General features: G+C 72.4%; 22 protein-coding genes. 15 read left to right on the top strand and 7 right to left on the bottom strand.

Going from position 1 to position 26,124, the window contains the following annotated elements; genetic code table 11:
* Positions 1–1,002, bottom strand: coding sequence for a S66 family peptidase (locus tag EW117_RS08950; RefSeq protein ID WP_207211811.1), 1,002 nt, complete (start codon positions 1,000–1,002; stop codon positions 1–3).
* 59 nt (positions 1,003–1,061) lie between these two features.
* Between EW117_RS08950 and EW117_RS08945 the strand changes: the two genes are divergently transcribed.
* Positions 1,062–1,415, top strand: a complete 354-nt coding sequence (locus EW117_RS08945; RefSeq protein ID WP_129785787.1) for a VOC family protein — start codon at positions 1,062–1,064, stop codon at positions 1,413–1,415.
* Positions 1,416–1,538: 123 nt separating this feature from the next.
* Here EW117_RS08945 and EW117_RS08940 read toward each other — a convergent pair whose 3' ends face one another.
* On the bottom strand, positions 1,539–2,834 hold the full coding sequence (locus tag EW117_RS08940) for an XdhC family protein (protein ID WP_129785785.1): 1,296 nt from the start codon (positions 2,832–2,834) through the stop codon (positions 1,539–1,541).
* Positions 2,835–3,009: 175 nt separating this feature from the next.
* Here EW117_RS08940 and EW117_RS08935 point away from each other — a divergent pair, with 175 nt between their 5' ends.
* Entirely contained in the window at positions 3,010–3,498 is a 489-nt protein-coding gene (locus tag EW117_RS08935) for a dsRBD fold-containing protein (RefSeq protein ID WP_165362601.1), read from the top strand.
* 49 nt (positions 3,499–3,547) lie between these two features.
* Here the strand turns inward: EW117_RS08935 and EW117_RS08930 are convergent, their stop codons facing one another.
* Positions 3,548–4,186 carry a hypothetical protein gene (locus EW117_RS08930; RefSeq protein WP_129785783.1) on the bottom strand — a complete coding sequence of 213 codons (639 nt, stop codon included), beginning with the start codon at positions 4,184–4,186 and terminating at the stop codon, positions 3,548–3,550.
* A 102-nt stretch (positions 4,187–4,288) separates the two neighbouring features.
* Here EW117_RS08930 and EW117_RS08925 point away from each other — a divergent pair, with 102 nt between their 5' ends.
* Together EW117_RS08925 and EW117_RS08920 are read left to right on the top strand one after the other, a co-directional pair.
* Positions 4,289–5,527, top strand: a complete 1,239-nt coding sequence (locus EW117_RS08925; RefSeq protein ID WP_129785781.1) for a molybdopterin molybdotransferase MoeA — start codon at positions 4,289–4,291, stop codon at positions 5,525–5,527.
* A gap of 44 nt (positions 5,528–5,571) precedes the next feature.
* Positions 5,572–5,991 carry a molybdenum cofactor biosynthesis protein MoaE gene (locus EW117_RS08920; RefSeq protein ID WP_129785928.1) on the top strand — a complete coding sequence of 140 codons (420 nt, stop codon included), beginning with the start codon at positions 5,572–5,574 and terminating at the stop codon, positions 5,989–5,991.
* Here EW117_RS08920 and EW117_RS08915 read toward each other — a convergent pair.
* Both EW117_RS08915 and EW117_RS08910 read right to left on the bottom strand, forming a co-directional pair.
* Entirely contained in the window at positions 5,957–7,309 is a 1,353-nt protein-coding gene (locus EW117_RS08915; protein WP_207211810.1) for a glycosyltransferase family 4 protein, read from the bottom strand. The genes EW117_RS08920 and EW117_RS08915 overlap by 35 nt on opposite strands.
* A 115-nt stretch (positions 7,310–7,424) precedes the next feature.
* The gene (locus tag EW117_RS08910; protein WP_129785777.1) at positions 7,425–8,582 is read right to left on the bottom strand and encodes a GTP 3',8-cyclase MoaA; all 1,158 of its coding nucleotides are present in this window, start codon (positions 8,580–8,582) and stop codon (positions 7,425–7,427) included.
* A 249-nt stretch (positions 8,583–8,831) separates the two neighbouring features.
* Here EW117_RS08910 and EW117_RS08905 point away from each other — a divergent pair, with 249 nt between their 5' ends.
* Together EW117_RS08905 and EW117_RS29705 are read left to right on the top strand one after the other, a co-directional pair.
* Positions 8,832–9,467, top strand: a complete 636-nt coding sequence (locus EW117_RS08905) for a discoidin domain-containing protein (RefSeq protein ID WP_165362599.1) — start codon at positions 8,832–8,834, stop codon at positions 9,465–9,467.
* Between the two features lie 138 nt (positions 9,468–9,605).
* Entirely contained in the window at positions 9,606–11,717 is a 2,112-nt protein-coding gene (locus tag EW117_RS29705) for a SigE family RNA polymerase sigma factor (RefSeq protein ID WP_207211809.1), read from the top strand.
* Positions 11,718–11,733: 16 nt separating this feature from the next.
* On the opposite strand, the gene EW117_RS08895 is transcribed toward EW117_RS29705, so the two are convergent.
* Positions 11,734–13,167 carry an aromatic amino acid ammonia-lyase gene (locus tag EW117_RS08895; protein ID WP_129785773.1) on the bottom strand — a complete coding sequence of 478 codons (1,434 nt, stop codon included), beginning with the start codon at positions 13,165–13,167 and terminating at the stop codon, positions 11,734–11,736.
* 178 nt (positions 13,168–13,345) lie between these two features.
* On the opposite strand from EW117_RS08895, the gene EW117_RS08890 reads away from it, so the two are divergent.
* The 6 genes from EW117_RS08890 to EW117_RS08865 are packed head-to-tail and all read left to right on the top strand — an operon-like array spanning position 13,346 to position 18,422.
* A complete protein-coding gene (locus tag EW117_RS08890; RefSeq protein WP_129785771.1) occupies positions 13,346–14,026 on the top strand; it encodes an IclR family transcriptional regulator in 681 nt (226 codons plus the stop codon).
* Positions 14,023–15,120: an ABC transporter ATP-binding protein gene (locus tag EW117_RS08885; protein ID WP_129785769.1), complete on the top strand. Its 1,098-nt coding sequence runs from the start codon at positions 14,023–14,025 to the stop codon at positions 15,118–15,120. Before EW117_RS08890 ends, EW117_RS08885 begins: the two co-directional genes overlap by 4 nt.
* A complete protein-coding gene (locus EW117_RS08880) occupies positions 15,117–15,767 on the top strand; it encodes an ABC transporter permease (protein ID WP_129785767.1) in 651 nt (216 codons plus the stop codon). The genes EW117_RS08885 and EW117_RS08880 overlap by 4 nt, the downstream gene beginning before the upstream one ends.
* Positions 15,764–16,543 carry an ABC transporter permease gene (locus EW117_RS08875; protein WP_207211808.1) on the top strand — a complete coding sequence of 260 codons (780 nt, stop codon included), beginning with the start codon at positions 15,764–15,766 and terminating at the stop codon, positions 16,541–16,543. The genes EW117_RS08880 and EW117_RS08875 overlap by 4 nt, the downstream gene beginning before the upstream one ends.
* Positions 16,540–17,463 carry an ABC transporter substrate-binding protein gene (locus tag EW117_RS08870; RefSeq protein WP_129785765.1) on the top strand — a complete coding sequence of 308 codons (924 nt, stop codon included), beginning with the start codon at positions 16,540–16,542 and terminating at the stop codon, positions 17,461–17,463. The genes EW117_RS08875 and EW117_RS08870 overlap by 4 nt, the downstream gene beginning before the upstream one ends.
* Before the next feature lie 56 nt (positions 17,464–17,519).
* Positions 17,520–18,422, top strand: coding sequence for a ketopantoate reductase family protein (locus EW117_RS08865; protein ID WP_129785763.1), 903 nt, complete (start codon positions 17,520–17,522; stop codon positions 18,420–18,422).
* Between the two features lie 195 nt (positions 18,423–18,617).
* Here EW117_RS08865 and EW117_RS08860 read toward each other — a convergent pair whose 3' ends face one another.
* Positions 18,618–21,281 carry a carbohydrate-binding protein gene (locus EW117_RS08860; protein ID WP_129785761.1) on the bottom strand — a complete coding sequence of 888 codons (2,664 nt, stop codon included), beginning with the start codon at positions 21,279–21,281 and terminating at the stop codon, positions 18,618–18,620.
* Positions 21,282–21,498: 217 nt separating this feature from the next.
* Between EW117_RS08860 and EW117_RS08855 the strand changes: the two genes are divergently transcribed.
* The 3 genes from EW117_RS08855 to EW117_RS08845 all read left to right on the top strand — a co-directional run bounded on the left by EW117_RS08855 (position 21,499) and on the right by EW117_RS08845 (position 26,123).
* Entirely contained in the window at positions 21,499–22,536 is a 1,038-nt protein-coding gene (locus tag EW117_RS08855) for a LacI family DNA-binding transcriptional regulator (protein ID WP_242504174.1), read from the top strand.
* A gap of 135 nt (positions 22,537–22,671) precedes the next feature.
* Positions 22,672–24,795, top strand: a complete 2,124-nt coding sequence (locus tag EW117_RS08850) for a glycoside hydrolase family 36 protein (protein ID WP_129785759.1) — start codon at positions 22,672–22,674, stop codon at positions 24,793–24,795.
* On the top strand, positions 24,792–26,123 hold the full coding sequence (locus EW117_RS08845; protein ID WP_129785757.1) for an ABC transporter substrate-binding protein: 1,332 nt from the start codon (positions 24,792–24,794) through the stop codon (positions 26,121–26,123). The genes EW117_RS08850 and EW117_RS08845 overlap by 4 nt, the downstream gene beginning before the upstream one ends.
* Position 26,124: the final 1 nt, after the last annotated feature.

Below are 26,124 nucleotides of genomic sequence, written 5' to 3'. Positions count from 1 at the left end.
TCAGTGCCGCGTGATCGTCAGGCCGGCCTCGACCGGGCCGACGGCGACCTCCGCCGTCCCGCCGACCGGGAAGGTGAGCAGCGGGCTGGTGTGCCCGAAGTCCACGCCGGCCAGCACCGGCTTGCCGCTCAGCGCGGGCTGACGGGCGACGATCTCGTCGAGCGCCTCGCGCGTCACGGCGGAGGCCCGCTGGAACCGGCCGACGACCAGCCCGGTGACGCCGTCGGCGTCGGGCAGCTGGAGCAGCGAGGTGAGGTAGCGCGCGAAGTGCGCGGCGTCCGACTCGAAGTCGTCCTCGAGGAAGAGGAGCGCGCCGTCGAGCGACGGCATGTACGCGGTGCCCTGGAGCAGGCTGAGCGTGGCGAGGTTGCCGCCGACGATCCGGCCCGCGGCCTGCCCGGGGCGCAGTGGCCACCAGCCCTCGTTCGGGACGGCGGTGCGTGTGTCCTGGTCCAGGAACCACAGGTCGTCGGTCCAGGCCCGCGACGGTTCGACGGTGATCGGGGCGTCGTCCATGACGGCCGCGCGGAACCAGTCTCCGGTGGGCTCGAAGTGGTCGCGCATGCCCCAGCTCGACCAGTGCGGGCCCGAGTAGGTGACCAGGCCGGTGCGGGCGAGGATCGCGTTCTGCAGTGCGCTGATGTCCGAGAAGCCGCAGAACACCTTGGGGTTGGCGGCGATGAGGTCGAAGTCCAGGTGGGGGAGCAGCTCGTTGCTGTTGAACCCGCCGATCACGGTGAGGATCCCGGCGACGTCGGGGTCGGCGAACGCTGCGTGCAGGTCGGCCACCCGGTGCTCGATGGAGCCGCTGCGGAACTGGTCGTCCTCGTCGACGTGCTCACCGAACGTGAGGGTGAGTCCCATGCCGGCGAGCCGTTCGTCGATCCACCGGGTGTTGTCGTGCTCCATGACCAGGGCCCGCGACCGTGCGGGCGCGATCACGCGGATGGTGTCGCCGTGGCGGAGCTTGGGCGGGACGATGGCCTGAACGTGCGCTGACATGCCCGCAGCATAGGTCGGGGCCTCCGGCGCCGGCGTCCGTATTTCCGCGAGGAGGAACCATGCGCGCCACACGCATCACGGCCAACCTTCGGGTGCCCGACGTCGATGCTGCCAAAGGCTTCTACACCGACTACCTCGGGCTGCGCACCGAGGAGTTCAACCTGGGCTGGGTGGCCCGCTTCACCTCGTCCGAGAGCGGGGCGAACGTCCAGCTCCTGACACGCGACTCGACAGCGCCCGAGGACGCGGTCGTCTCGGTCCACGCGGTCGACGTCGACGCCGCCTACGACGAGGCGCGGGCGCTCGGCTACGTGATCGTGCACCCGCTGACGACGGAGTCATGGGGCGTGCGCAGGTTCCTCGTCCGGGCGCCGGACGGCAACGTGATCAACATCGTGCAGCACCGTGACTGAGCCGGGGACGGCGAGCTGACTCGTGTTCAGCAGGCCTTGGCAGAGCCACAACCTGCCCGATAACGGTCGCCCGGCGCCTTGTCAACCAGAGTCAGTCCTTGGCTGGCCGGACCGGCGGTCAGGTCAGCCGTGGATCGGGCCGTCCGTCTCGCGCAGTGGCCGGGCCGAGGCGCCCGACCGGGCCGCGATCATCTCAGCGGCGATCGACACCGCGGTCTCGTCCGGGGTGCGCGCGCCGAGGTCGAGCCCGATCGGGCTGCGCAGCCGGGCCAGCGCCTCGGGCGGGACGCCGTCCTCGATCAGCCTGGCCTCCCGTTCCTCGTGCGCCCGGCGCGAGCCCATCGCGCCCACGTAGGTGCCGGCCGGCAGCTCCGTGAGCGCCGTGCGCAGCAGCGGCACGTCGAACTTCGGGTCGTGCGTCAGCACGCACACGGCGTCGTGCTCGGCGACCCGGCCCGCCTCGATCTCGGCGGCGAGGTACCGGTGCGGCCAGTCGACGACCACCTCGTCCGCCTCCGGGAAGCGGGCCGCCGTCGCGAAGATCGGGCGGGCGTCGCACACCGTGACGCGGTACCCGAGCAGCCGCCCGGCGCGCGCCATGGCGGCGGCGAAGTCAATGGCGCCGAACACCAGCAGCCGCGGGCGCGGCGCGAAGACCTGCAGGAACACCCGCGTCCCCGTCCCGGTCCGCTCGCCGCGTGGCCCGTACTCCCGCACGGCGGAGAGCCCGGCGGCAATCTGCCCGACGGCGTCCGCGCCCACCGCCGCGCCGAGCCCGCCGTCGCCGAGCCCGCCGTCCCCGAGCCCGCCGTCCCCGAGCCCGCCGTCGCCGAGCCCGTCGTCCCCGAGCCCGTCCGTGACCGAGTGATTGGGCCCGAAGAACGGCGTTTCTTGGGCCCAATCACTCGGTACGCACGGCGACCCCGGGGCTCGGTTCGGCTCACCGCTCCCGACGACCAGCGTCCGGCCGAGCGCCGAACCCTCGCCGTCGGGCGTCGCGATGACCGTGGCGAGGCAGACGCCCGAGGCGGGTGGGGCGCCGTCGGGCAGCGTGGGGTCCGTGCCCAGCACACGCGAAGCGAACCGGTCGAACGACGGCCAGGCGGTGCGCGAGAGCGGCGCGACGAAGATCTCGATGGTTCCGCCGCAGGTCAGGCCGACGTCGAAAGCGGTTTCGTCGGAGACGCCGTACCGGACGAGGACCGGGCGGCCGGTCTCGGCGACCTCCAGGCAGAGGTCGTACACGGCGCCTTCGACACAGCCGCCGGACACGGACCCGATCACCTCGCCGCTCGGCCCGACCGCCATCGCGGCGCCGGGTTCGCGGGGCGCGGACCGGAAGGTGCGCACCACCGTGGCCACGGCCGCGCGCTCGTCGGCGCGCCACCAGGCCAGCAGCTGCGGCAGCAGATCCCGCACGCGACACCCCTCTCCTCGATCGCACGTCCGGGCCACGCGTCCCGGCTCACACCCTCCGGTCTCAGAATCGCACGCACGCGTCAAGCGCTGATGTCGTGCGAGTTACCGCTGCGTCTGACAGCGGGGCCCGTGCTGGGCGATGATGGAAGGAACGCAACGACGCGAGGAGGACCCCATGAAGGCAGCAGTGGGCGACCGGATAGTCACCGCCTCGGGAGTGGTCGGTGGCGCCGTGCGGGACGGCGTGGTGACCGAGTGTCCGCACGGCGACGGCTCGCCGCCCTTTCGGGTGAAGTGGTCCGACACCGGCGAGGAGACGCTCGTCTACCCCGGCGCGGACACGATAGTCGACCGGCAGGTCGAGGCCGGCTCGGACGAGTGGCGTGAGGCACGGCAGGCCCGTTCACTCACCTGGGACGTGCGGATCACCGTGGTCGAGTCGGGCGGCAGCACAACGGCCGAGGCCACCGTGATGAACGGCCCGCCGGATGCTTTGCGCGCCGTCGGGCACGCCAGGAAGGCGCCGGAGGATCCCGAGGTTCCGCTGATCGGCGACGAGATCGCCGCCGGACGGGCGCTGCGGCGGCTGGCCGACCGGCTGCTCACCGTGGCCGAGGCGGATGTCTCGGCCGCCGTCGGGCACAAGGCGCACCTGCACAAGTAGCCCCATGGTGCGCCGACCGGAGCGGCACGGGCACGGGCTCGACGGAGCGTTACGCCAGGATGCCGGACGCGTCCAGGGCGCGGCGCACCTCGGCGTCGAGCCGCGGCTCGATGTCCTCCCACGTGGTGCGCCAGGAGACGCCGGTGATCTGGCTGCCGTCGGGGAACGTCTCGATGTAGTCGGCCTGGAGCACGCCGAAGTTGTCGCACCAGAAGGCGTTCGCAGGGCTCCCGTCGAGCAGCTGGTCGATCCGCATGGCCGACGTCGAGATGCCGTCCGGCAGGATGAGCGGCTGGGTGTCGGTGCGGACCATGAGGGCGTGCTGCGTGCGGGTCGGGTCCGCGTCGTCGAGCTGGGTGTACTCGACCCATGCGCCGACCGTCGCGAGCTCCAGCACCAGGAGGTAGCGGGCGAAGGACGGCACGCCGTTCCCCACGCCGGGCGGGAGGTCGGCGCGCTCGAACGCGACGTCCACGCCGCCGGGCTCGCGCTGCAGGGAGTAGCGCACCCAGCGGCGGACGTCACCGTCGTACTCGACGCGCTGCCGCGCCCGCAGCACGACGTCGGGCGTGGGGCGCATGGCGAGCACCGAGTCGAGCACCCGGAGGTTGTCGTGCGTCTGCGAATCCCGGCGCACCAGGACGCCGTCGGGCGTGGTCCCGTTGTTGCTCAGCGCATGGATGTGCATGATCGATTCTCGCTCCGCCCCGCCGGAGCCGTACAGGGCCGCGCCGCGTGTTCCGTCCGCCGGACGACGAACGCACCCGAGGCGCCGGGATAGGTTGCTTGCATGGCTGATCGTGTGGACGTAGAACAGCATCGGACCGACGTGGCCGAGCTCCTCGCCGGGCTGGCCGACCGGTCGGAAGAGGAGATGTCCATCCAGCGGGGAGTGCTGGGGCGGGTCCTGGCGCGCGACGTCGTGGCCCCCGGGCCGCTGCCCCGCTTCCGCAACTCGCAGATGGACGGCTTCGCGGTCCGCGCGGCGGACGTCGCCGCGGCCGGCCCGGGTGCGCCCGTCACCCTGCCGGTGGCGGGCGACGTCGCCGCCGCGCCCGGCGAGCCGGTCCCGCTCGCGCCGGGTACCGCGGTCCGCATCATGACGGGCGCCCCCGTGCCGGAGGGCGCCGATGCCGTGATCCCCGTCGAGGACACGGACCACGTGACCTTCAACGGGGCGCCGGGCGACCTGGCGGCGACCGTCGAGGTGGCGCGAGGACGGACCGCTGGGGAGTTCGTCCGGGAGCCGGGGTCCGACGTCGCGGCGGGCGACGTCGTGCTGCGCGCCGGCACCGTGCTCGCGCCGCACCATGTGGCGGCCGCCGCCGCGTGCGGCATCGGGCGGCTGACGGTCCTCGTGCCGGTCTCGGTGGCCGTGGTGTCCACGGGCAGCGAGCTCGTCCCGCCGGACGGCGAACCGGGTCCCGGCCAGATCTGGGACGCCAACGGGCCGGCGCTGGTGGCCGCCGTCCGGGCCGCGGGCGGGCGGGTCGACCTGCGCCTGACCGTCCCCGACGACCCGGAGCTCGTGCGCGTGGCCCTGGAGCGTGCGGCGGCGCTGTGCGACCTCGTGCTGACCACCGGGGGCGTCAGCCAGGGCGCCTACGAGGTGGTCAAGGATGCGCTGCCGGAGGTGACGTTCCGCTCCGTGGCCATGCAGCCCGGCGGGCCGCAGGGTCTCGGCCGCGTGGTGGGCACGCCGGTGCTCGCCTTCCCCGGGAACCCCGTGAGCGCGCAGGTCTCGTTCGTGGTGTTCCTGCGCGACGTCCTGCGCGGGGCGGGCGGCCTGCCGCCGGTCGAGCAGGTCCCGGCGGTGCTCGACGGCGCCGTCAGCTCACCGGCCGGGAAGCGGCAGCTCCTGCGCGGGCGCTGGCTGCGGGAGAACGGGCAGCGCTCGCGGGTCGCCATCGTCGGCGGGCCGGGGTCGCACCTCGTGGCATCGATGGCGGCGGCGGACGTGCTGATCGACGTCCCCGCGGCCACGACTACGCTCACACCGGGTGCCGAGGTGACCACGTGGCCGCTGTGATGCCGCACCCGACGGACAGATCGACGGACGACGAGGGAGTGCCGGTGGACGAGGTCGTGCGCGTGACGCAGGAGGTGCTCGACGACGCCGTCGGGCGGGCCGTCGAGGCCGCGGTCGCCGCGCCCGAGTGCGGGGCCGTGGTCACGTTCCGGGGCGTGGTCCGCGACGAGGACGGCGCCCGCGCCGTGACGAGCCTCGACTACGAGGCGCACCCCTCCGCTACCGACGTCCTGCAAAAAGTGTGCCAGGCCGTGGCCGCCGAGACCGGCCTGCGAGTCGCCGCCACGCACCGGTACGGGCACCTCGAGGTCGGGGACGTCGCGCTCGTGGCCGCGGCGTCGGCCGGGCACCGCAAGGAGGCGTTCGAGGCGTGCTCCCTGCTGGTGGAGCGCATCAAGGCCGAGGTGCCGATCTGGAAGAAGCAGCAGTTCACCGACGGCGAGTCCGAGTGGGTCGGTCTGTAACCAGCCGGTGCACCCGGGTGGCCGCCCGGCGCACCGTGCCCGTGCCGGGGATGCGGCCCGGCAACAGCTCCGGGAGTCGTGCCGGGTGCATCCGCTGGGTCAGCTCCCGCGCCCGCGGGAGCGTCAGGCTCGGCCTCGACAGGCCGGGCCGCGACAGGCCCGTCACGGTGAAGCTGGGCATCGTCAGGGTCGGCATGCTCAGGCTGATGCTCGGTAGCCGCTGGATCCCGCGCCGCCAGATACGTTCCCGGACCGGCGGGGGCGGCACGTCGAGCTGCGCGTAGAACGTCTCGGCGCACGCGCGCCACGAGAAGTGCTCGGCGTACCGGCGGGTGTCCTCGCGGGAGCAGTCGAGCGCGGCGAGGCACGCGGCCCGCAGGTCGTCGTCGACGGCGCCCGCGCGGGACCCCGGGATGAGGTCGCGTGGGCCCGGGGCGTCGAAGCCGGCCACCGGGGTCCCTGACGCCATCGCCTCCAGGATGACCAGGCCGAACGTGTCGGTGCGGCTCGGGAAGACGAGCACGTCGGCGTCGGCGAAGTGCTGAGCCAGCTCGTCGCCCGAGCGTCGTCCGCGAAAGTGCGCGCCGGGGTGGGCGGCCTCGAGCTCGGCGCGAGCGGGGCCGTCGCCCACCACGACCTTCGAGCCGGGCAGGTCCAGGGCGAGGAACGCCTCGACGTTCTTCTCCACGGCCAGCCGCCCGACGTACAGGAAGACGGGGCCGGCGAGGCCGCGATACACGCCGTCGGGTGTCGCCGAGCCAGGCGCCGCTGCCCGACGGCGGGGGTGGAACTGCTCGGTGTCGACGCCGAGGCTCCACGGCGTCACGTTGCGGATGCGCCACTGGGTGAGCTGCTCGCGCATGGTGGGCGTCGCCACCAGCACGGCGCCTGACTTGTCGTGGAACCTGCGCATGTACCGGTACCCGGCCCAGAGCGGGATCCACGACCAGCGCGCGCTCAGGTACTCAGGGAACTGGGTGTGGTAGCTGGTGGTGAACGGGAAGCCGAAGTGGTCGCAGACGGCGCGCGCGTACCAGCCGAGCGGGCCCTCGGTGGCGATGTGCACGGCGTCTGGCGCGAACTCCAGGAACCGTCGCTCCACGTCGTCGCGGGCCATGATGGGCACGCGGATCTCGGAGTACGTGATCAGGGGGATGGTGCGGTAGCCGTCCCACGGCGTGACCACCTCGACCGCGCAGCCCATCCGCCGCAGCTCGGTGACCGTCCGGGACAGCGCCGTGGCGACGCCGTTCACCTGCGGTTCCCAGGCGTCGGTGACGATCATGATGCGCTGCGGCCGCTCGGTCGCTGTAATCACGCGGGAATTCAACCACGCCCTGAGGAAAACCCTGACCATCGTTGGCTGTGAGCGCGATCGTTGCGCCTAAAGCGGGCAGGCAGCAGCAACGATCACGCCCACAGCCAGGGAGGGGTCAGCCGCCGATGGCGCCCATGCTGCGCTCGGTCTCGGCGAACGCGTCGGCAGCCAGCTCGACGGCGTCGCTGCCGTGGGCGCGGGGCTTGGCCCACATGGCGGCGCGCCAGGCGTCGCCGACCTCGTCGTCGGTGGCGCCGGCGCGGAGCAGCGCCTTGAGATCCGTCTCCTCGTTGCCGAACAGGCAGGACCGGACGGTGCCCTCGGCGGTCAGCCGGGTGCGGTCGCAGGCTCCGCAGAACGAGCGGGTCACCGACGCGATGATGCCGACCGTCGCCGGGCCCTCGTCCACCAGCCACTCCTCGGCCGGGGCCGACGGATCCTCGCGGCCCGCCGGGGTGAGCGTGAAGCGGGACTCCAGCACGCCCAGCAGGTCGGCGGCGCTCACGACGTCGTCGCGCGTCCACTGCCCGTCGGCGTCGAGCGGCATCTCCTCGATGAACCGCAGGTTGCAGCCGTGCTCGACGGCCCAGGCCAGCAGGTCGGCGGCGCCCTCGAGGGTCTCGGGCAGGAGCACCGCGTTGATCTTGACCGGGGCCAGCCCCGCGGCCAGCGCCGCGCGGATGCCCCTGAGCACGTCGTCCAGGCGGTCGCGCCGCGTCAGGGTCGCGAACGCCTCCCGGTCGACGGTGTCGAGGGAGACGTTGACCCGGTCGAGGCCGGCCGCGACGAGCGCGTCCACGCGCTTGTCCAGGCCGAGCGCGTTGGAGGTCATGGCGATGCGGACGCGTTCGGCTGTCGCCTGGCTGCCCGACGGCGGCAGGGTCGCCCGGGAGCCGCGGACCGCGGCCATCCCGTCGTCGGCAGCCGTCCGCGCCGCGCTGATGATCTGCTCCAGGTCGCGCCGCATGAGCGGCTCGCCCCCGGTGAACCGAATGTCGCGGATGCCGAGGTCCCGCACGCCGATGCCGACGAGCCGGCCGATCTCCTCCGGCGTCATCAGCTCGTCGCGGGGCACCAGCGGCAGACCCTCGGCCGGCATGCAGTAGGTGCAGCGCAGCGAGCACGCGGTGGTGATGGAGACGCGCAGGTCGCGCGCCACGCGCCCGTACCGGTCGACGAGCAGCGGGGTCTCGGGGCGTGGTTTGCCGGCTGGTGCGGCAGCGCGGCGGGGCACGCCCCGCACCGACGGGATCCCGAGCGTGACTGCTGCCATGCACCGAGAGTAGACGCTTCGTTGGCACGGCACCGACGGGTCCGGGGTAGCAACCGGGCGCATTTCGTGACGAGCGAACTCGACGTATTACGGCTTCGTCAGCAATCAGCCCGCGGCGGGCGATCTTCGTCGGCTCGGCGTCGCGTGCCGTGCGGGCATCAGGCAAGACATCCGGTCCGCCTAGCCGATCGAAGAGCCCGCTCGCGTACCTTCCGATCTAGCCGGCCCTCGGCGCGGGCCGATGCCGCGTTGCTGTCCGAGGGGAGGCCCGCCCTGGCGCTGACGCGCAAGTCGGACGCGTTCCTCGCGCGCCATGCGGTGGACGGCAACCACGAGACTCGGTGGACCAGTCGTCCCGAGGACCCGCAGTGGCTCCGTGTGGACCTGGAGCAGGCCGCCGACGTCCAACGCGTGGAGATCGACTGGGGAGCCGCGTACTCGACGGCGTACTCGATCCAGATCTCGGACGACGGCGCGGCCTGGTCGACGTCGTGGTTCACGGACGGGGGCGACGGCGGCAAGGACGTGATCACCGTCTCCGGTGACGGTCGCGGCCGCTACGTGCGGATGCGCTCGGTGACCCGCGGCGGCTCGGCGGGCATCGCGATCCGGGAGACTCGGGTGTACGGCTGGCGGGAGAACGAGGAGCCGGTCGAGACGGGGATACCGGTTCCGGCACCGGGCGTCTCGCCGAAGCCGTCGAACCCGAGCCCGAAGTCGACACCGACCCTGCCGCCGGCACCGGCGACGAGCTCGCCACCGACGGCGCCGGCCACGACCGCTCCGACGCCGTCGACCCGGCCCTCGCCGGCGCCGAGCCGCAGGGCGCGGAGGCGGCGGCCGCCGTCGGCCCGATCGTCCCGATCCTGTACGCGGTCGGTGTGATGGCGGGGCTGGTCGCCCTGGGGATCTGGCTGGCGCGGCGCCTGCAACGCGGAGCCGACTGACCTACCCCACGCGAGTGCTCATAGAAGCTGCGGGTACCGTCTCAACCTGGGGCCGTTCCGGCGCGTGGGTAGGAGCATGGAGACACTTTCGGCAGAACGGGTCGAGGTCCGGGTGGGCGGCCGGTCGCGTGACGAGGAGTTCGTCGCGTTCGTGGAGGCGGACGGCCCGTACCTGTTTCGGACGGCCTTCTTCCTGGTCGGCGAGCGTGCCCTGGCCGAGGACCTGGTCCAGGGCACCTTCGAGCGTGTTTATCGACGCTGGGACAAGGCTCGGAGCGGGAACCCGCGTGCGTACGCGCGAAAGGTACTGGTCAATCTCAGGACCGATGCGTGGCGTCGGACGCGGCTGACCGACGTCCCGGGGGACGACAACCTTCCGGTCGCTCACGTGGACGACCACGCCGCACAGGTCGCGCTCCGGGACGAGCTCGCCCGGGCGCTGAGGAGTCTCTCGCCGCAGCAGCGACGGGTCGTGGTGCTGCGGCACGTGCTTGATCTACCGGAGGCACAGGTTGCCCGCGAGATCGGACGGTCGGTCGGCACCGTCAAGGCCGCAAGCTCTCGGGGCCTCGAACGGCTTCGCTCGCTCCTGACCGACGCCGCTCCGGAGGCCGCGGACGAGCCGGTCTTCGACGGTCGCGAGACGTTGACCCGCAGCAAGGCCGCGGCGGCACGTCGGGTTCGTCGCAACGGTGCGCTGAGCGTCGCCGCGGTTGCGGTGTGCACGTTCATCGCTCTGGTCGTGCACGGTCCGGTCGGTGTACCAGTGGTGGACACCGTCACCGCTCCGGCACACCGCTGGCTGGTGGAGACCTTCCACCTGCCCACGGTCGACACCAGTCGTGATGATGACGACCCGGTCCAGGACGACGACGCGGTGGCCGGGCAGGACGACGCCGTCGGGCTGGGCGACCTGGACATCCCGGAGATGGCGGCCTCCGCCGCCGCATGTGCCGGGCAGGACCTCCCCGCGCCCGGCGCGACCAGGACCATCCCGGTTCCCGGAGACGCCCCGACCGGCGACTACACGGTCGTCCAGGCGCTCGACGCCGAAGACGCTCGCCCGGCGATCGAGTGCGTCGACTACGTCACCGAGCACAGGGTGGACCTTGGCAGCCCTCCGGACGTCATCGTCGGATCCGCGATCGGGGCGGACCCCAACGTTCCGTTCGCGGTCCGTCGCGACGGGACGCTGATCGCCGCGCTGGCCCGGCCCGACGTCGGACCCGGCTCCGAGCCGGTCACCGCGCTGGCGCGGCCCGCGGCCACCGGGTCGGCCGGAGAGTCCACCTTGGAGCAGTGGCAGCTCACCACCGGTTCGCCCGATCCCCATTCCGACCCCGACTCCAGCAGCGAGCATCGCGGGTACCGCGGGGTCAGCAGCCCGGTCCTCACCGACACGCATGTCGCCTGGACCGAAGGGTTCTCCGAGAGCGAGCCGGTCGTGGTCAAGGCGCAGGGACCGGACGGGGAGGTTCGTACCGTCACGAGCTACGAACCGGATCCCAGCCGGTCCGTCTGGAAGATCGCAACAGGAGGGCGAACCCTGGCGATCTTGCACCTCACGGACGGGACCCTCGCCGACCGGGACCGGTGCAACGGGCGCATCGATCTGGTCGACCTGGCCGCGCCCGGTACCGACGTCGTCCGCGACGCGGTCACTGACGTCTGCGCCATCTCGGACAGCGACGACGGTGTCGTCGTGTCACGCAATCCTGCTGACGGGCCCAGCGCGATCGGACTGCTCGCGGCAGGCGCCGGACTGCGCGACCTCGTACGGCTCGACCAGGGCACGGCGTGGAACCACTACGCCTACCTGTCTGGAGACACTCTGCTGTTCGAGTCGGGGCAGTGGATCGTGGCGCTCGACACGGACTCGCGCGAGGCCACGGTCGTCCGTGAGGATGCCGCGTGGACGGTCAGCGCGTTCGACGACGGCATCCTCTGGGCCGACGGCGAGGACATCTACTTCCTGCGGCTCGAACCGCAGGACGGCGTTGCCGTGCCCGCCCTGACCATGCTCGGGCCGGACGAGGACGGGACCTCGTGGCTGGACGTCGCCGGCGCTGCGAACCGGGTCGTCTGGACCGAGCACGCCCGCGCGGAGATGGAAGGTCTCCAGAACCAGGACTCGTGGAGCTACGGCGAGCTGCACCAGACGGTGGTGTACGTCAGGACGTCGTGGTGACGGCAATAGCCGCGGCCTACACCCACGCGAGCGCGTCGAGCAGCTTCTCGGCGACCTCGAGGTCGTCTCGCAGGTCCCGGTCGGCGTCCTCGGCAGGCAGCGCCGCGGCCAGCTCGAACGCGTCGCCCAGCGGTCCCTCGGGTAGCACGACACCGCGCTGGCGGAGCAGCCGCACGGCCCCGACCAGCTCGCAGGCGAGCAGCGTCCGGTAGGCGGAGGCCGCCCGCTCGGCCTGGACGACGGCCTGCGACGCGAAGCTCGCGTCCTCCTCGGTGCCGCGGGAGAGCGCGACGGAGCCGAGCGACGCGGGCTGCGCTGCCGCGCGCAGCTCGCCGAGCGCGCTCGCGGCGACGTACTCGACCATCATCAGGCCGGAGGCGCCCTCCTGGCCCGTCGCGAGGAACGGCCGGAGCCCGGTGAGGGCCGGCTCGTTGATCATCCCGATCCGCGACATCACGAGCGGCCCGGTCTGGGCGAGGGCGAGGTTGCACCCGTCCAGAGCCAGCCCGAGCGCGGCCTGGTGGAAGGCGCCGTGGTGCACCACGGCCTCGCCGGCCAGGTCGAACAGCGGGTTCTCCTGGGCGACGCCGAGGACCCGGCCCGCCTGTTCGGCCAGCGCCCCGAGCGCGTGCGTGAAGGCGCCCTGGCTGATCGGGAACGCCCGCAGCCCGAAGGCGTCCTGGATCCGAGCCGGTGGCTCCACGGACCGCCCGGCGGTCCCGGCCTCCAGCAGTCGCCGCACGCGCTCGGCCACCACGTCGACCCCCGGCGCCGCGGAGGCCCGCACCGCCGCGGGGGAGAGGACCGACGGGTTGCCGTCGAGCCCGCGGAAGCTGAACGCGTAGACGGCAGTGGCGGCGCGGTCGAGCCGGGAAAGGGTGTCGACCACGAGGCAGGTGCGGCCGATCGTGAGGGCGTTCGAGCTGATGAACGGCAGCGCGCTGTCGCTGCTCCACGGCCCCATGGGCTCGAGCGGCTCCGTGGCCGGGCGCTCGCCCATGAGAGTCAGGGCGGTGCCGGCCAGGGCCCCGAGGTCACCGGTGCCGATCGAGGCGTGCGCACGGACGGTGGGCAGGGCGTTCCCGTTCAGCATCCCCTCCAGCGCGCCGAGCACCGCCGGGTCCACGCCCGATCCGGGCACGCAGAGCTGGTTGAGCCGCACGGCGAGCATCGCCCGCACCGCCCGTTCGGGCAGCTCGGCGCCGGCGTCGACCGCGTGGCTGCGCAGGAGCCGGAGCCCGTGGGCGGCATCGTCGTCGACGACGGCGGCGGACTTGTTCGCGCCCACTCCCGTCGTCCGGCCGTAGGTCGGCACGTCCGCGCTGAGCCGGCGCGTGACCTCGTGCGCCCGCCGCACCGCCTCGACCGCGGCGTCGGGCACGTTGACCCGCCCGCCGTCGGCGACGGCGACCACGTCCGCCAGTCCTGCGCTCCCGCCAAGCTCGATCATCGGCGCATCCTCTTCTCTCGTCTCCTGCTCTCCTGCCATTGTGCCGGTCAGGGTAGTGCCGCTCAGTGGCAAGCGGGTTTTACACAGTGGCAATGCAGTGGCGATGTGCCGAAAACCCCCGGCCCCTACTTTCGCTGGAGGAAGAGACCAGGAACGCGACGCGTGGAGGGACCCAGACATGGCAGAGGCCGGGACCAGGACAGCCGAGCGGGTGCTCGCGCTCCTCGCCGTCGTCTGCGAGGAGGGCCGGACCAACCTCTCCGAGGCGGCCCGCGCCACCGGGCTCGCGCCCAGCACCGCCTTGCGGCTGCTGCGCACGCTGGAGGGCGCTGGCTTCGTCCGCCGGGACGACGACGCCTCGTTCACGCCGGGCGGGCGGATCATCCAGCTCGGCGCGCAGGCCCTGAGCAACGAGTCCCTCATCGACCTCACGCGCCCCGCGATGAAGACGCTCGCGGAGGCGACCGGCGAGTCGGTGTACCTCAGCACGATCGGCCATCACGAGACGGCGCTCTACATCGCCATCGTCGAGGGCTCGCACTCGATCCGGCACCGGAGCTGGGTGGGCGGCACCATCCCGCTCGACGGCACGGCCGCGGGGCAGGCCCTCACCGGCGCTGTCCCGCCCGGGTCCTGGGCGCTGGTGCGGAGCGGCGTCGAGAGCGACGTCACGGGGATCGCCGCACCGATCCAGGTGGGCCGGCGCGTGGTCGCCGCCCTGAGCCTCGTCGTCCCGAGCTACCGGCTGAGCGAGGACGACGCCTCCCGCTACGGGCGGCTCCTCGCCGCCGAGGTCGCCACCATCTCGTCGGAGCTCGGCGGCCCGGCGGGCCAGAATCTCGAAGGAGCCACGGCATGATCACGTTCGAGCACGTCTCCAAGGTGTACCCCGACGGCACGCACGCGGTGCACGACCTCACGTTCGACGCCCCGAACGGCCGCCTGACGGTGCTCGTCGGCCCCTCGGGCTGCGGCAAGACGACGTCGATGCGGATGATCAACCGCCTGATCGACCCGACCGAGGGTGTCGTGAGCCTCGACGGCCAGGACACCCGGTCGGTCGACGCCATCGACCTGCGGCGCAAGATCGGCTACGTCATCCAGAGCGCCGGTCTGTTCCCGCACCGCACCGTCGTCGACAACGTCGCGGCGCTGCCCCGCCTGCTCGGCGCCGGCAAGAAGGAGGCGCGCTCCCGCGCGCTGGAGCTGCTGGCGAAGGTCGGACTCGACGAGCGCTACGCCCGGCGCTACCCCTACCAGCTCTCCGGCGGGCAGCAGCAGCGCGTGGGCGTCGCCCGGGCGCTCGCCACGGACCCGCCCTTCCTGCTGATGGACGAGCCCTTCAGCGCCGTCGACCCGGTGGTCCGCACCCAGCTCCAGGACTCCTTCCTCCAGCTCCAGCGCGACATCGGCAAGACGATCGTGATGGTCACCCACGACATCGACGAGGCGCTCAAGCTGGGCGACCAGGTCGCCGTCTTCCGGGAGGGCGGCACGCTGGCCCAGGTCGCCACGCCCGCCGAGCTGCTCGCCCACCCGGCCGACGCCTTCGTCGCGGACTTCGTCGGCGCCTCCCGCGGCTACCGCGCCCTCGGCTTCGTCGAGGCGACGGCGACCGTCGAGCTCGCCGACGAGGTGACGGTCCGGGTCGGCGCCCGGCCGGCCGACGTCGTCGGCGACGCCTGGTGCGTCGTCGTCGACGACGCCGACGCGCCGCTCGGATGGGTGGACCTGCGGGCCGCGCGCGACGTCGTCGAGGAGCGCCAGATCGACTTCTCGGGGACGGTCGCCCGCGCCGACGGCAGCTTGCGCGACCTGCTCGACGCCGCCCTCTCGAGCCCGACCGGGCGAGGCCTCGTGGCGGGACCCGGCGGCCGGCTGCGGGGGAGCGTCACCGCGGACGAGGTGCTCCGGCACATTGCCCGCGAGCGCGAAGCCGGGGTCGCATCGTGATCGTCGACTGGATCGCCGACAACGCCGCCCGCATCGGTGAGCTCACCGCGTGGCACGCCGTGCTCAGCGTCATCCCCACGGTCCTCGGCCTGCTCATCGCCATTCCGCTGGCGTGGTGGGCGTCGCGCTCGGCCCGTTTCTACCCGCTGATCGTGGGCGCCTCGGGCCTGCTCTACACGGTCCCGTCGATCGCGCTGTTCGTCCTCCTGCCCCAGCTGCTCGGCACCAAGATCCTCGACCCCCTCAACGTCGTCGTCGCGCTGACGGTCTACAGCGTCGCGCTGCTGGTCCGGGTCATCGCGGACGGGCTGGCCTCGGTCCCGCACGACACGGTCCAGGCCGCGACGGCGATGGGCTACCGCCCCTGGCAGCGGCTCCTGCACGTGGAGCTGCCCGTGGCCGTCCCGGCGATCGGCGGCGGCCTGCGCGTGGCCGTCGTCTCGAACGTGAGCATCGTGACCATGGCGGCCCTGCTCGGCATCCCGCAGCTGGGTTCGCTCTTCACCGAGGGCTTCTCGCTGCGGCTCACGCTGCCGATCGTCGTGGGGATCGTGCTGTGCCTGGTGCTGTCGGTCGTCCTCGACGTGCTGGTGCACGCGGGCACCCGTGCGCTCACCCCGTGGCAGCAGAAGGCGGAGACGGCATGAACATCGTCGGCTGGTTCCTCGACCCCGCCCAGTGGACGGGCCCCGACTCGATCCCGGTCCAGGTCGGGTACCACCTCCTGTACTCGGGCATTGCGCTGCTCATCGCGCTCGCGATCGCCGTCCCGCTCGGCGTCTACATCGGCTACACGGGGCGCGGCGAGCTCTTCGTATCCGGCGTCGCCAACGCCCTGCGGGCGCTACCGACGTTCGGCCTGCTCGTCCTCGTGGTCATGCTGGTCGCGCCGCACATCGGCTCCCAGCTCGCGTTCGTCGGGCCGACGATCGTGGTCCTCGTGCTGCTCGCGGTGCCGCCCATCCTGGCGGGGACCGTCGCGGGCATCCAGGGCGCGGACCCGGGCGCCGTCGGTGCGGCCCGGGCCACCGGGTACACGCGCCCGCAGATCCTGCTGCACGTGCAGGTCCCGTGCGCGCTGCCGCTCTTCCTGTCCGGGGTCCGCAACGCGACGCTGCAGATCGTCTCCACCGCTACCGTCGCCGCCTACGTCTCCCTCAAGGGACTCGGCCGGTACATCATCGACGGCCGCGCCTCCTCGGACTACGAGCAGATGGCCGCCGGCGCCGTCCTCGTCGCGATCGTCGCCCTCGCGCTGGAGCTCGCGTTCCTCGCCCTGGGTCGCGCCGTCGTCTCGCCGGGGCTGACCCGGGCCTCGGCCCCCAGCCTCCGGCGGGCACGGGCCGGCCGTCAGGGCCCGGTTCCCCGCATCACCCCCATTCCTCCCAGCTCGACCAGCAGCCCCAGAGAGGCAACACCATGAAGCGATCTCCCGCCCGCGCCGGCTTGGCCGGCCTCACCGGCATCGCCCTGCTCGCCCTCACCGCGTGCGCCGGCGGTGACCCGCTCAGCGAGGAGGCCGACGCCGGTGGCGCGGACTCGGGTTCCGCCGTCGTCATCGGCTCCGCGGACTTCTCCGAGAGCCAGCTGCTCGCCACCATCTACTCCCTGGCACTGCAGGACGCCGGGGTCGAGGTCGAGGAGAAGTTCAACATCGGTAGCCGCGAGGTCTACATCGCGGCAGTCCAGGACGGCTCGATCGACCTCGTCCCGGACTACTCGGGCGCTCTGCTCAAGTACCTCGACACCGAGTCCACCGCGAGCAGCACCGAGGACGTGATCGCGGAGCTCGAGGAGACGCTGCCCGAGGACCTCACGATGCTCGAGGCCTCGGACGCGCAGGACAAGGACGTGCTCGCCGTGACGCAGGAGACGGCGGCGAAGTACGACCTGGAGACGATCTCCGACCTCGAGCCGGTGGCCGGCGAGATCTCGCTCGGCGGGCCGCCGGAGTGGAAGACGCGCGTGAACGGTGTCGTCGGCCTGAAGGAGGTCTACGGCCTGGAGTTCAAGGAGTTCGTCAGCCTGGACGCCGGGGGCCCGCTCACGATGACGGCGCTGACCTCCGGCCAGGTGCAGGCGGGCGACATCTTCAGCACGGATCCCGGTATCGCCGAGAACGACCTCGTGTCGCTGGAGGACGACAAGTCGCTGTTCGCCGCGGAGAACATCCTGCCGATCGTCCGCACGGACACGGTGGACGACACCATCACCACGACGCTGAACGAGGTGTCCGCCGCGCTGACCACGGAGGACCTGATCGAGATGAACGGTCGTGCCGGCACGGGCGAGGCCCTCGCCGACATCGCCGAGGACTGGTTGACCGACGCCGGCCTGCGCTGAGCCCGGCCGCCGGACCAGGCCTCGAGCCGTCGGGACCGCTGCCTACGATGAGGCCCATGACTGACAACCTCATCGCCGTCATCGGTCCCGGCGCGATCGGTGGCCTGGTCGCCGCCATGCTCCAGCAGGCAGGGCACGACGTCGTCGTGGTCGCCCGGGAGAAGACCGCCCGGCAGGTCACCGAGCACGGGCTGGACGTCCAGACCGACGAGTTCGGCACGTGGCACGCCCCGCTCGTGGCGGCGACGGAGGTCCCGCACGGTGCGCGGGTCGTCGTGGCGGTCAAGGCGGAGGGCGTCGACGACGCCGCCCGGCTGCTCGCCGGCACCGCGCCGATCGAGGTGCTGTCCCTGCTCAACGGCCTGGACCACGTCGACGTCCTGAGCGCGGCCCTGCCCGGCGGGCGCGTCGTCGGGGCCACCATCGCGGGCGAGACGCTGCGCACCCGTGCCGGCGGCTTCGGGCCGGCCCTGGTCCGGCACCGCGGAACGCTGCTGCGCGTGGTGGTGCCCGACGACGCCGCGCAGTTCGGCCTGGTCGACGCGCTGCGGGACACCCCGATCGACGTCCTCACCGGCGGGACCGAGGCCGAGGTGCTGTGGAAGAAGCTGCGCTTCCTGGCGCCGCTCGCGCTGCTGACCTCGGCCTGGGCGACCGGCATCGGCGACGCCCTGACCAGCGACCCCGAACTGACTGCCGGCCTGCTGGCCGAGATCGCCGCGGCCGCCACGGCCGAGGGCGTGCCGACCACCGGCGCGGACCTGGCCGGCATCCTGGGCAGCTTCCCGGCGCCGATGAGATCCTCGCTGCAGGCGGACATCGAGGCCGGTCACGAGGGCGAGCTCGACGCGATCGGCGGTGCGGTCCGCCGTCGGGCGGCGGCGCACGACATCGCCACCCCGATCCTGGACGACGTCATCGCCAGAATCTCGGCGAGAGTAGCGAACGCCCCGTCCTGACCCTGCCGAGGTAGAACCTTGGCGAGGTAGGACTCTGGCGAGGTAGAACCCTGGCGAGGTAGGACTGCAGCGCAGGCTGCGGTCCTACCTCGCCAGAGTCCTACCTCGCCCTAGTTCTACCTCGCCAGGGTTCTACCTCGCTGTGGTCCTACCTCGCGGAGCGCTCGGCCGGGCGGGGAAGAAGGTTTTGCCTGGTCAGCGGACTCGGGTTGTCAACGGGAGGCCGATCACCAGCGGCGCGACCGTCACCTTGTCGATGTCCGGGGCCCAGGCCGTCGGGTTGCCGAGCCGGAGCTCGCCCGTGCCCGTGGTCAGCGTGACCGGCACCGTGCGCTGCCAGAAGCTGTGCCACGAGTACGTGTACCGGAAGTAGGCCGAGCCGACCCGTGCCGCGTCGTCGCCCTCGGTCACCACGACCTGCCGGTCGACGACCTGCGGGTTGTAGTCGTGCTGACCGGCCGTCTCGGCGTTCGCGTAGTGGACTACGAGGTCGTAGTCACCCGGCTTGTCGAACCCGGCACCGCGTGGGATCGCCACGTGGTTGCCGCTGCCCTGGCCGACCCACCCCACGTACCGGCCACCGGAGGCGTTCGAGCCCGACGACGGGTCGACGCTCACCGCCGCCGCGTCCCCGCGCAGCGTCAGCTCCTCCGCCTCGAACGTCGACGCCGCGGCATCGCCGTCCGGCGCGCGGGTGACGGTCACCGACTTGATCCGGGCGCCGCGGCTCGACCGCAGCTCGAGCTCGTTGATCCCCTCGGCGAGGTGGGCCCGGACCGTGGTGCGCCGGTGCCCTCCGTCCGAGACCCGGACCTCGGCGGCCTTGCGGCCCCCGAGGTCGAGGCGCAGGTCGGACGCGCCGGCGGTGTGGTACTCGACGGCGACGTCGTAGTAGCCGGCCTCCATCGCGTTGAGGTAGGCGTCGGCCCGCTGCCCCTGGCCGGCGATCGCGCCGAAGCCGCGTGTGCCCGACTGCCAGCCGAGGCCCGCCCCGCCGTAGTAGCGCAAGGTGCTGGCGGGGTAGCTGGTCGGCTCCCCGTCGGTGACGTCGGTCAGGACGAACTTGTCCAGCGTGATGTCCGAGTTCGGCAGCACCTGGGTGCCGTCCCGGCTCGCTCGGACGGACAGGACGTGGGTGCCCGCCGTGAGCTCGACCGCCACCTCCGTGCTGCCGCGGTACTGCCACCGGGACGTGTCGGTGAGCGCCAGGTCGGCCGTGTACTGGACGTCGGTGCGGTGTGACCCGTCGACGAACAGGGCGTGCCGGCCGGGCTTGCCCGGCGTGGCGCCGATGACCTGGAACCGGTAGGTCCCCGTCCTGGGGACGCTGACCGTCCAGTCGGCTCTCGAGCTCGGCTGGTTGAACGACCCGACGTCGTGGCTGCCCGAGGCCAAGAACTTCCAGCCGCCGTTCGCCCGCGGGTCCTGGAAGTAGGTTTGGGCGGCGGTGAGCTCGGTGTCCTCCGCCTCGATGCTCGTGGTCCAGACGGGGTCGACCTGCACCGCCCGGTCCTGGGCCGGCGTGACGACCACCTGGTAGGCGGCGAACCGGTCGTAGGTCGGCACGGTGAGGTTCAGGGTGCCGTTGTCCGCGACGCGCGCCCCGTCGATGGCGTGGACGACGCGCGGCGTCGCGGCCAGGCCCTCCGCGCCGGTCAGCGTGACCTCGCGGACCTCGACGTCGACCGAGCGGCCGAACACGCCCCGCGAGAGGCCGCGCAAGTCGAGTCGGACGTCGGAGTCGGTGCCGCCGTACAGGACGGTCGCCCGGCGGTTGGCCGCGTCGATCGCCCCGATGCCCTGCAGGGTGTCGGCGACGTTCAGCTCGGGCGGCGTCACCTTGACGGTCTGCGACCCGGCCAGGTCGCCGTACCACTTGAACATCCACCAGCCGCCGTTGGCGCCGTTGGGCCGGGCGCTGTTGTCGGAGAAGTTGCCGGCGTAGTTCCAGTACGCCGTCTGCGAGTCGACCTTGGTGTCCTCGAACATGGAGAACCACTGGATCAGCTGCCCGGGCACCCCCATGTCGCGCAGCATGCCGTACTCGGTGATGTTGACGTGGATCGGCGGGACGCCCAGCTCGCGCTCGAGCGCGCGGTAGTCGGCGAAGTGCGACCGGAACGTCGCGAGGTTCTCGATGCCGAGCTCGTGCCAGATGAAGACGTCGGGAAGCACGTCGTGCTGCTTCGCGAAGGTGAGGAAGTCCCGGGACCGCTCGGGCTGCCAGCGCGCGTCGCCGGGGCCGCCGATCCGCGCGGGCGCCAGCCCGTGGCGGGCGTACACCTCCTGGATCTTGTCGTGGACCGCCTTCCAGTCGGCGAGGAAGGTGTCCCGCATCGTCGGCCAGTTCTGGTACCAGATGCCGTCCGGCTCGTTGAACGGGATGAAGAGGTACTCCTCCGGGTGGTCGGACTGCGTGGCGACCACCTCCACCATGAGCTCGACGACCTCGAGGTAGTCCCAGACGCCGTTGGGCTCCTCGGTGTACTCCCCGGTGGCCTGGTCGTAGGTGCGCACGTCACCCACCCGCACGCCGCGGTGGTACGGCCAGTCGGGGTAGTGGTCCTGGATGTAGATCGCCAGCTCCTGGCCGTGCTTGGCGAAGAAGCCGTCCTCCACCTGGAGGATGTCGCCGCTCGGATGCTGCGTCCCGAACGGCGGCTTCTGCGAGGAGTTGGTGATGTGTGCGCCGTTGATGAGGGCCTGCGTGGGCGCGCCCTCGTCGCCGAACCCGTAGAGCGTGCCGGTGGCGCCGCCCCGGAAGGCCCCGGTCGTCGCACCGAAGTCCACCATGAGACTCTCGGGCTCGGCGGCCGCCGGCTGCGCGACCGTGAGTGTTGCCGCTACCAGAGCTGTCACCGCGATGCCGCTCCATCCTCGTCGCTGTCGGGACCACTGCCAGGATCGCCGACGGGCCTGTCGCCCGGATCGAGCCTGATCTGCGCTATCAGGAATGCTCACCTTGTGCTCCACTCCTTCGTGGATCGGGACCGTGCCGAGGCTATGAAAGCGTTAATCATCCAGGTTTGGCAAGAGCGCTACGGGGATCGGCCAGGTTTGGACGTAACCTGGCCCCGTGGAAGCTGACCGCCCGATGAAGCCGCCTGTCATCGCTGACGTCGCGCGCGTCGCCGGCGTCTCCGTCCCAACCGTGTCGCGCGTGCTCAGCGGCTCGGTCCCGGTTGGCCCCGAGCGCCGCGCCCGCGTGATGGCCGCCATCAAGGAGCTCGGCTTCCGGCCCAACGGGGCGGCTCGTGCCCTGGCGACCGGCGGGCAGCCCATGATCGCCGTGTTCGCCGGCGACACCACGCGGTACGGCTACGCCTCGACGCTGCAGGGCATCGAGGAGGCCGCACGGCAGGCGGGCTACATGGTCGTCATCTCCGTGGTCGAGACCGACGACAGGCGCACCGTCGACGCCGCGATCGACCATGCGCTCGGCCAGCCGATGGCCGGCGCCATCGTGCTCGAGTACGACCCGCCGGGCGTCGCGGCGCTCGCCGCGATCCCGCCGTGGCTGCCCGTGGTCGCGGCGGCGTCCGGCAGGCCGTCCGACGAGGAGGTGGCGCACGCGTTCATGGACGACCGCTTCGCCGCCGCCCGGGCGACCAAGCACCTGCTGGAGATCGGCCACCACACCGTGCACCACGTGGCGATCCCGTCGCCCGGCCGCCCGAGCGCGCGCCTGCTGGGCTGGCGCGACGCGCTCACCGAGGCGGGCGCGCCCGAGCCGCCGGTGCTTTACGCGGACTGGGCCCCGGACTCCGGCTACGACGCCGGCACCCGGCTCGCGCGCGATCCCGACGTGACAGCGGTGCTGTGCGGCAACGACGAGCTCGCCATGGGTCTGACCAAGGGACTGGCCGACGCCGGCAGGAGGGTCCCCGAGGCGGTCAGCGTCATCGGCTTCGACGACCATCCGCTCAGCCACCTGTGGACGCCGCCCCTGACCACGGTGCGCCAGGACTTCGTCCGGCTGGGCCAGAAGGCGTTCCAGCTGCTCAACATGCAGATCGACAGCGGGACCGTCCCCGCGTCGGTGCGCTTCGTGCCCGACCTGATCCTGCGGTCGTCGGCGGCGCCGCTGGCCCGCCGGGTGCTCGACGCCGGCTGAGCGCGCCCCCTTCTCCGTCGGCCGTCTGCCAGCTCAGGCCGCGGACCTGAAAGCGGTTGCGTCGCTGTACCGCGCCAAAAACCAGCAGCCCACTGGAGTCTTGCGCTTCGTTCTGATATGCGCTTTCATGACGTCGTGCAAGGAAGCCAGCCGACGACGGCGAACCACCGCTCAGCAGCGACGCGAGTAGCTCTCTGGACCCGAGGCGAGAACGAGCTCGCGCTCGTGCTGCCCGACGACGCCCCGGCCGCCCTGTCCACGACGGGCGCCGCCGGGACCCCGGCCCAGCCCCTCGTGGAGATCCTCGCGGTCGGTCACGGGCGCGCGAACGCCAACACCCGCAACACCGCGACGGCGATCGGCGCGCGGCTGCGGGTGCTGGGCCACGACGTGACGTCGTCCGACGGCTGGACCACCGTCCGGGTGTTCCAGAGCGACGCCGTCAGCGGGCTGCACGTGACCTCTCACCTCCGGGTCCGCGAGGGCGCGCGCTCGCTCCAGGCGTGGACGTCGGTCCGCAACGACGGCCCGGCGCCGCTGGTGCTGCAGGCGGTGTCGTCCCTGGTGATCGGCCGCCCGGTGGGCATGGCCCGGGTCGACGAGACGCTGTCGCTGGAAGGTCACAGCGAGTGGGTCGGCGAGAACCGCTGGACCTTCAGCGGGCTGGCGGGCCAGGACGGCCTCGTCACGCTCGACCTGCCCGCGCACCAGCACCAGGACGCCCGCGGGGCGCGCACCCTGGTCAGCACGGGCTCGTGGTCGTCGGGGCGGTACAACCCGTCCGGCGTGATCCTGGCCGAGGTCGGTCCCGCGCTCGCCTGGCAGGTCGAGCACAACGGTGCCTGGCGCGCCGAGCTCGGCGTCCGCCTCGACAGCAGCGACTCCGATGTACTCGTGCTGGGCCTGTTCGGCCCCACCGACGACGACCACGCCTGGACCCGGGTGCTCGGGGTCGGCGAGTCGTTCGAGACGGTCCCGGTGTCGGTCGCGGCGTCGGACGGGTGGCAGGAGGCGCTGGCCGAGCTGACCCGGCACCGCCGGGCGCTGCGCCGCGACCCGCGCCCGCCCGTCATCGTCTTCAACGACTACATGAACACCCTCATGGGCGACCCGACCACCGCCAAGCTCCTGCCGCTGGTCGACGCCGCGGGCCGGGCCGGCGCGGAGTACTTCTGCATCGACGCCGGCTGGTACGACGACGGCGGGGACTGGTGGGACTCCGTGGGCCTCTGGGAACCGTCCGTCTCCCGGTTCCCCGACGGCGGCCTGCGGCGCGTCGTCGACGCGATCCGCGCCGCCGGCATGGTGCCGGGACTCTGGCTCGAGCCCGAGGTCGTGGGCGTGCGCAGCCCGCTGGCCCAGGCGCTGCCGGACGCCGCCTTCCTCCAGCGCCACGGCGTGCGGATCACCGAGCACGGCCGGCACCTGCTCGACCTGCGGCACCGCGACGTCGTCAAGCACCTGGACGAGGTGGTCGACCGGCTGGTCGAGGACTTCGGCGTCGGCTACTTCAAGCTCGACTACAACGTCACGCCCGGCGCGGGCACCGACCGCGACGCCGACAGCCCCGGCGACGGCCTGCTCCAGCAGAACCGCGCGCACCTCGACTGGATCGACGGTGTGCTCGCGCGCCACCCCGGTCTGGTGATCGAGAACTGCGCGTCGGGCGCCATGCGTGCCGACTACGCGCTGCTGTCCCGGCTCGACCTGCAGTCGACGTCAGACCAGCAGAACCCCTTGCTCTACCCGCCGATCGCCGCCGGCGCGCTGGCCGGGATCGTGCCCGAGCAGGCGGCCAACTGGGCGTACCCGCAGCCCGGCATGACCGACGAGGAGATCGTCTTCACGCTGTGCACGGGCCTCGCCGGCCGGCTCTACCTCTCCGGGAAGCTGCACGACATGACGCCGGAGCAGGCGGCGCTCGTCGCGGACGGCGTCGGCCTGGCCAAGCGGTGGACGTCGCGGCTCGTGGAGTCCGTCCCGTTCTGGCCGCTGGGGCTGCCGACCTGGACCGAACCGCTCGTGGCCTCCGGCCTGCGCGGTGCCGACGAGTCGCTCGTCGTCGTCTGGTGGCGCGGCACCGAGGCCACTGAGACCAACCTCGACCTCCCGGCGGGCGAGGTCGACATCGCCTATGGGCCGCCCGACGACGGGTGGCACGTCACGCGCAACGGGGACGGTCCCGTCCGCGTCCGCATTCCCGCCGGCCCGCAGGCTCGCGTCCTGCGTGTCCGGCACACATCCAAGGAGTCGATATGAAGAAGTATCTGACCATCCCGACCGCCGTCATCGCCGTCGGCCTCCTCGCCGCCGGATGCAGCGACCCGACCGCGGGCGGCGGCGCCGAGCCGGGCGCAGAGCCCGGCACCGGCTCCGCGGACTGGCCCGCGCAGGACACGGACCTCACCGGCACCACGCTCACCATCTGGGCCGCCCAGAACTCGAACACCGCGCCCGACGCCGTCGTCGAGGGCTTCGAGGAGCTCACCGGGGCCGAGGTCGAGGTCGTCACGATCCCCGACCCGTACGAGCAGGGCGTGCAGACCAAGGTCGCCACGGGCGACAAGCCCGACCTCGCGTTCTGGCAGCCGACCGGCTCGATGCTGACCGCGCTCAACGCCCCGACCAACCTGCAGCCGCTCGACGGCGCGCCGTGGGTCGACTCCTACAGCGGCGACCTCGCGGACATGACCGGGATCCTCGACGACACCCGCTACGCGGCCCTGATCACCAGCCCGGCGGTCGAGGGCGTCTACTACAACAAGGAGGTCTTCTCCGAGCACGGGATCACCGAGACCCCCACCGACTGGGACAGCTTCCTGGAGACCGCCCGCACCCTGAAGTCCGACGGCGAGACGCCGTTTTTCGAGATGGGCGGCGACCGGTGGGCCACGCAGTGGTGGGTGCAGGTCCAGCTCGCCGACGCCGCGGCGGACGGCCTCTGGGACCGCGTGAACACCGGCGAGGAGAAGTTCACCGACCCGACCATCCTCGGCGCTATCGAGACCTACCAGGGCCTGATCGAAGAAGGCCTGTTCAACGAGGACATCAAGACGGCGACCTTCGAGGACCAGGCCGACGCCCTGCTGTCCGGGGACGCCGCCATGGCCGTCCAGGTGAACTCGTTCTTCGGCCAGCTCCAGGCCAAGGCCGACACGGAGGAGCTCAACGAGAAGATCGGCTTCTTCCCGATCTCGCCCACCGGCAACGTCGGCACCTTCATCCCCGACCAGTCGAACGCCCTGGTCGCGTTCAAGACCGGCGACGCCGACCGGGAAGCGGCGGCCCGGCAGCTGCTCGCCTACTGGCTCGGCGACGGTTACGCCGACTTCGTGGCGGACCGCGACACCATCTCGTTGCGGGACGACGTCCCGACGCCGGACTCGGTGCCGCAGGCCCTGCTCGACGTGCACGCGTCGCTCGGCGACTCCGTCGGGTCCATGCAGGCGCTCGCCGTGGCGAACCCCGACCTGTACCTCTACCTGGCCGACATGATCCAGGGCACCACCACGCCCGACGAGGTCGCGCAGCAGACCCAGGACCAGTTCGCCCAGCTCGCCCGAGCCCAGGGCATCGAAGGCTTCTGAC

The organism is Promicromonospora panici, from assembly GCF_900608595.1.
Classification (GTDB): Bacteria; Actinomycetota; Actinomycetes; order Actinomycetales; family Cellulomonadaceae; genus Promicromonospora; species Promicromonospora panici.
Note: the sequence above shows the minus strand (reverse complement) of the source record. Positions and strands in the feature narration are given on the sequence as shown.

Excerpts from the sequence above, each read along its gene's own strand:
- EW117_RS08930 (WP_129785783.1), bottom strand. The coding sequence starts at position 4,186 with ATGCACATCCATGCGCTGAGCAACAACGGGACCACGCCCGACGGCGTC.
- EW117_RS08890 (WP_129785771.1), top strand. The coding sequence starts at position 13,346 with ATGGCAGAGGCCGGGACCAGGACAGCCGAGCGGGTGCTCGCGCTCCTC.
- EW117_RS08910 (WP_129785777.1), bottom strand. The coding sequence starts at position 8,582 with ATGGCAGCAGTCACGCTCGGGATCCCGTCGGTGCGGGGCGTGCCCCGC.
- EW117_RS08875 (WP_207211808.1), top strand. The coding sequence starts at position 15,764 with ATGAACATCGTCGGCTGGTTCCTCGACCCCGCCCAGTGGACGGGCCCC.
- EW117_RS08935 (WP_165362601.1), top strand. The coding sequence starts at position 3,010 with ATGAAGGCAGCAGTGGGCGACCGGATAGTCACCGCCTCGGGAGTGGTC.
- EW117_RS29705 (WP_207211809.1), top strand. The coding sequence starts at position 9,606 with ATGGAGACACTTTCGGCAGAACGGGTCGAGGTCCGGGTGGGCGGCCGG.
- EW117_RS08885 (WP_129785769.1), top strand. The coding sequence starts at position 14,023 with ATGATCACGTTCGAGCACGTCTCCAAGGTGTACCCCGACGGCACGCAC.
- EW117_RS08925 (WP_129785781.1), top strand. The coding sequence starts at position 4,289 with ATGGCTGATCGTGTGGACGTAGAACAGCATCGGACCGACGTGGCCGAG.
- EW117_RS08845 (WP_129785757.1), top strand. The coding sequence starts at position 24,792 with ATGAAGAAGTATCTGACCATCCCGACCGCCGTCATCGCCGTCGGCCTC.
- EW117_RS08895 (WP_129785773.1), bottom strand. The coding sequence starts at position 13,167 with ATGATCGAGCTTGGCGGGAGCGCAGGACTGGCGGACGTGGTCGCCGTC.
- EW117_RS08865 (WP_129785763.1), top strand. The coding sequence starts at position 17,520 with ATGACTGACAACCTCATCGCCGTCATCGGTCCCGGCGCGATCGGTGGC.
- EW117_RS08945 (WP_129785787.1), top strand. The coding sequence starts at position 1,062 with ATGCGCGCCACACGCATCACGGCCAACCTTCGGGTGCCCGACGTCGAT.
- EW117_RS08870 (WP_129785765.1), top strand. The coding sequence starts at position 16,540 with ATGAAGCGATCTCCCGCCCGCGCCGGCTTGGCCGGCCTCACCGGCATC.
- EW117_RS08950 (WP_207211811.1), bottom strand. The coding sequence starts at position 1,002 with ATGTCAGCGCACGTTCAGGCCATCGTCCCGCCCAAGCTCCGCCACGGC.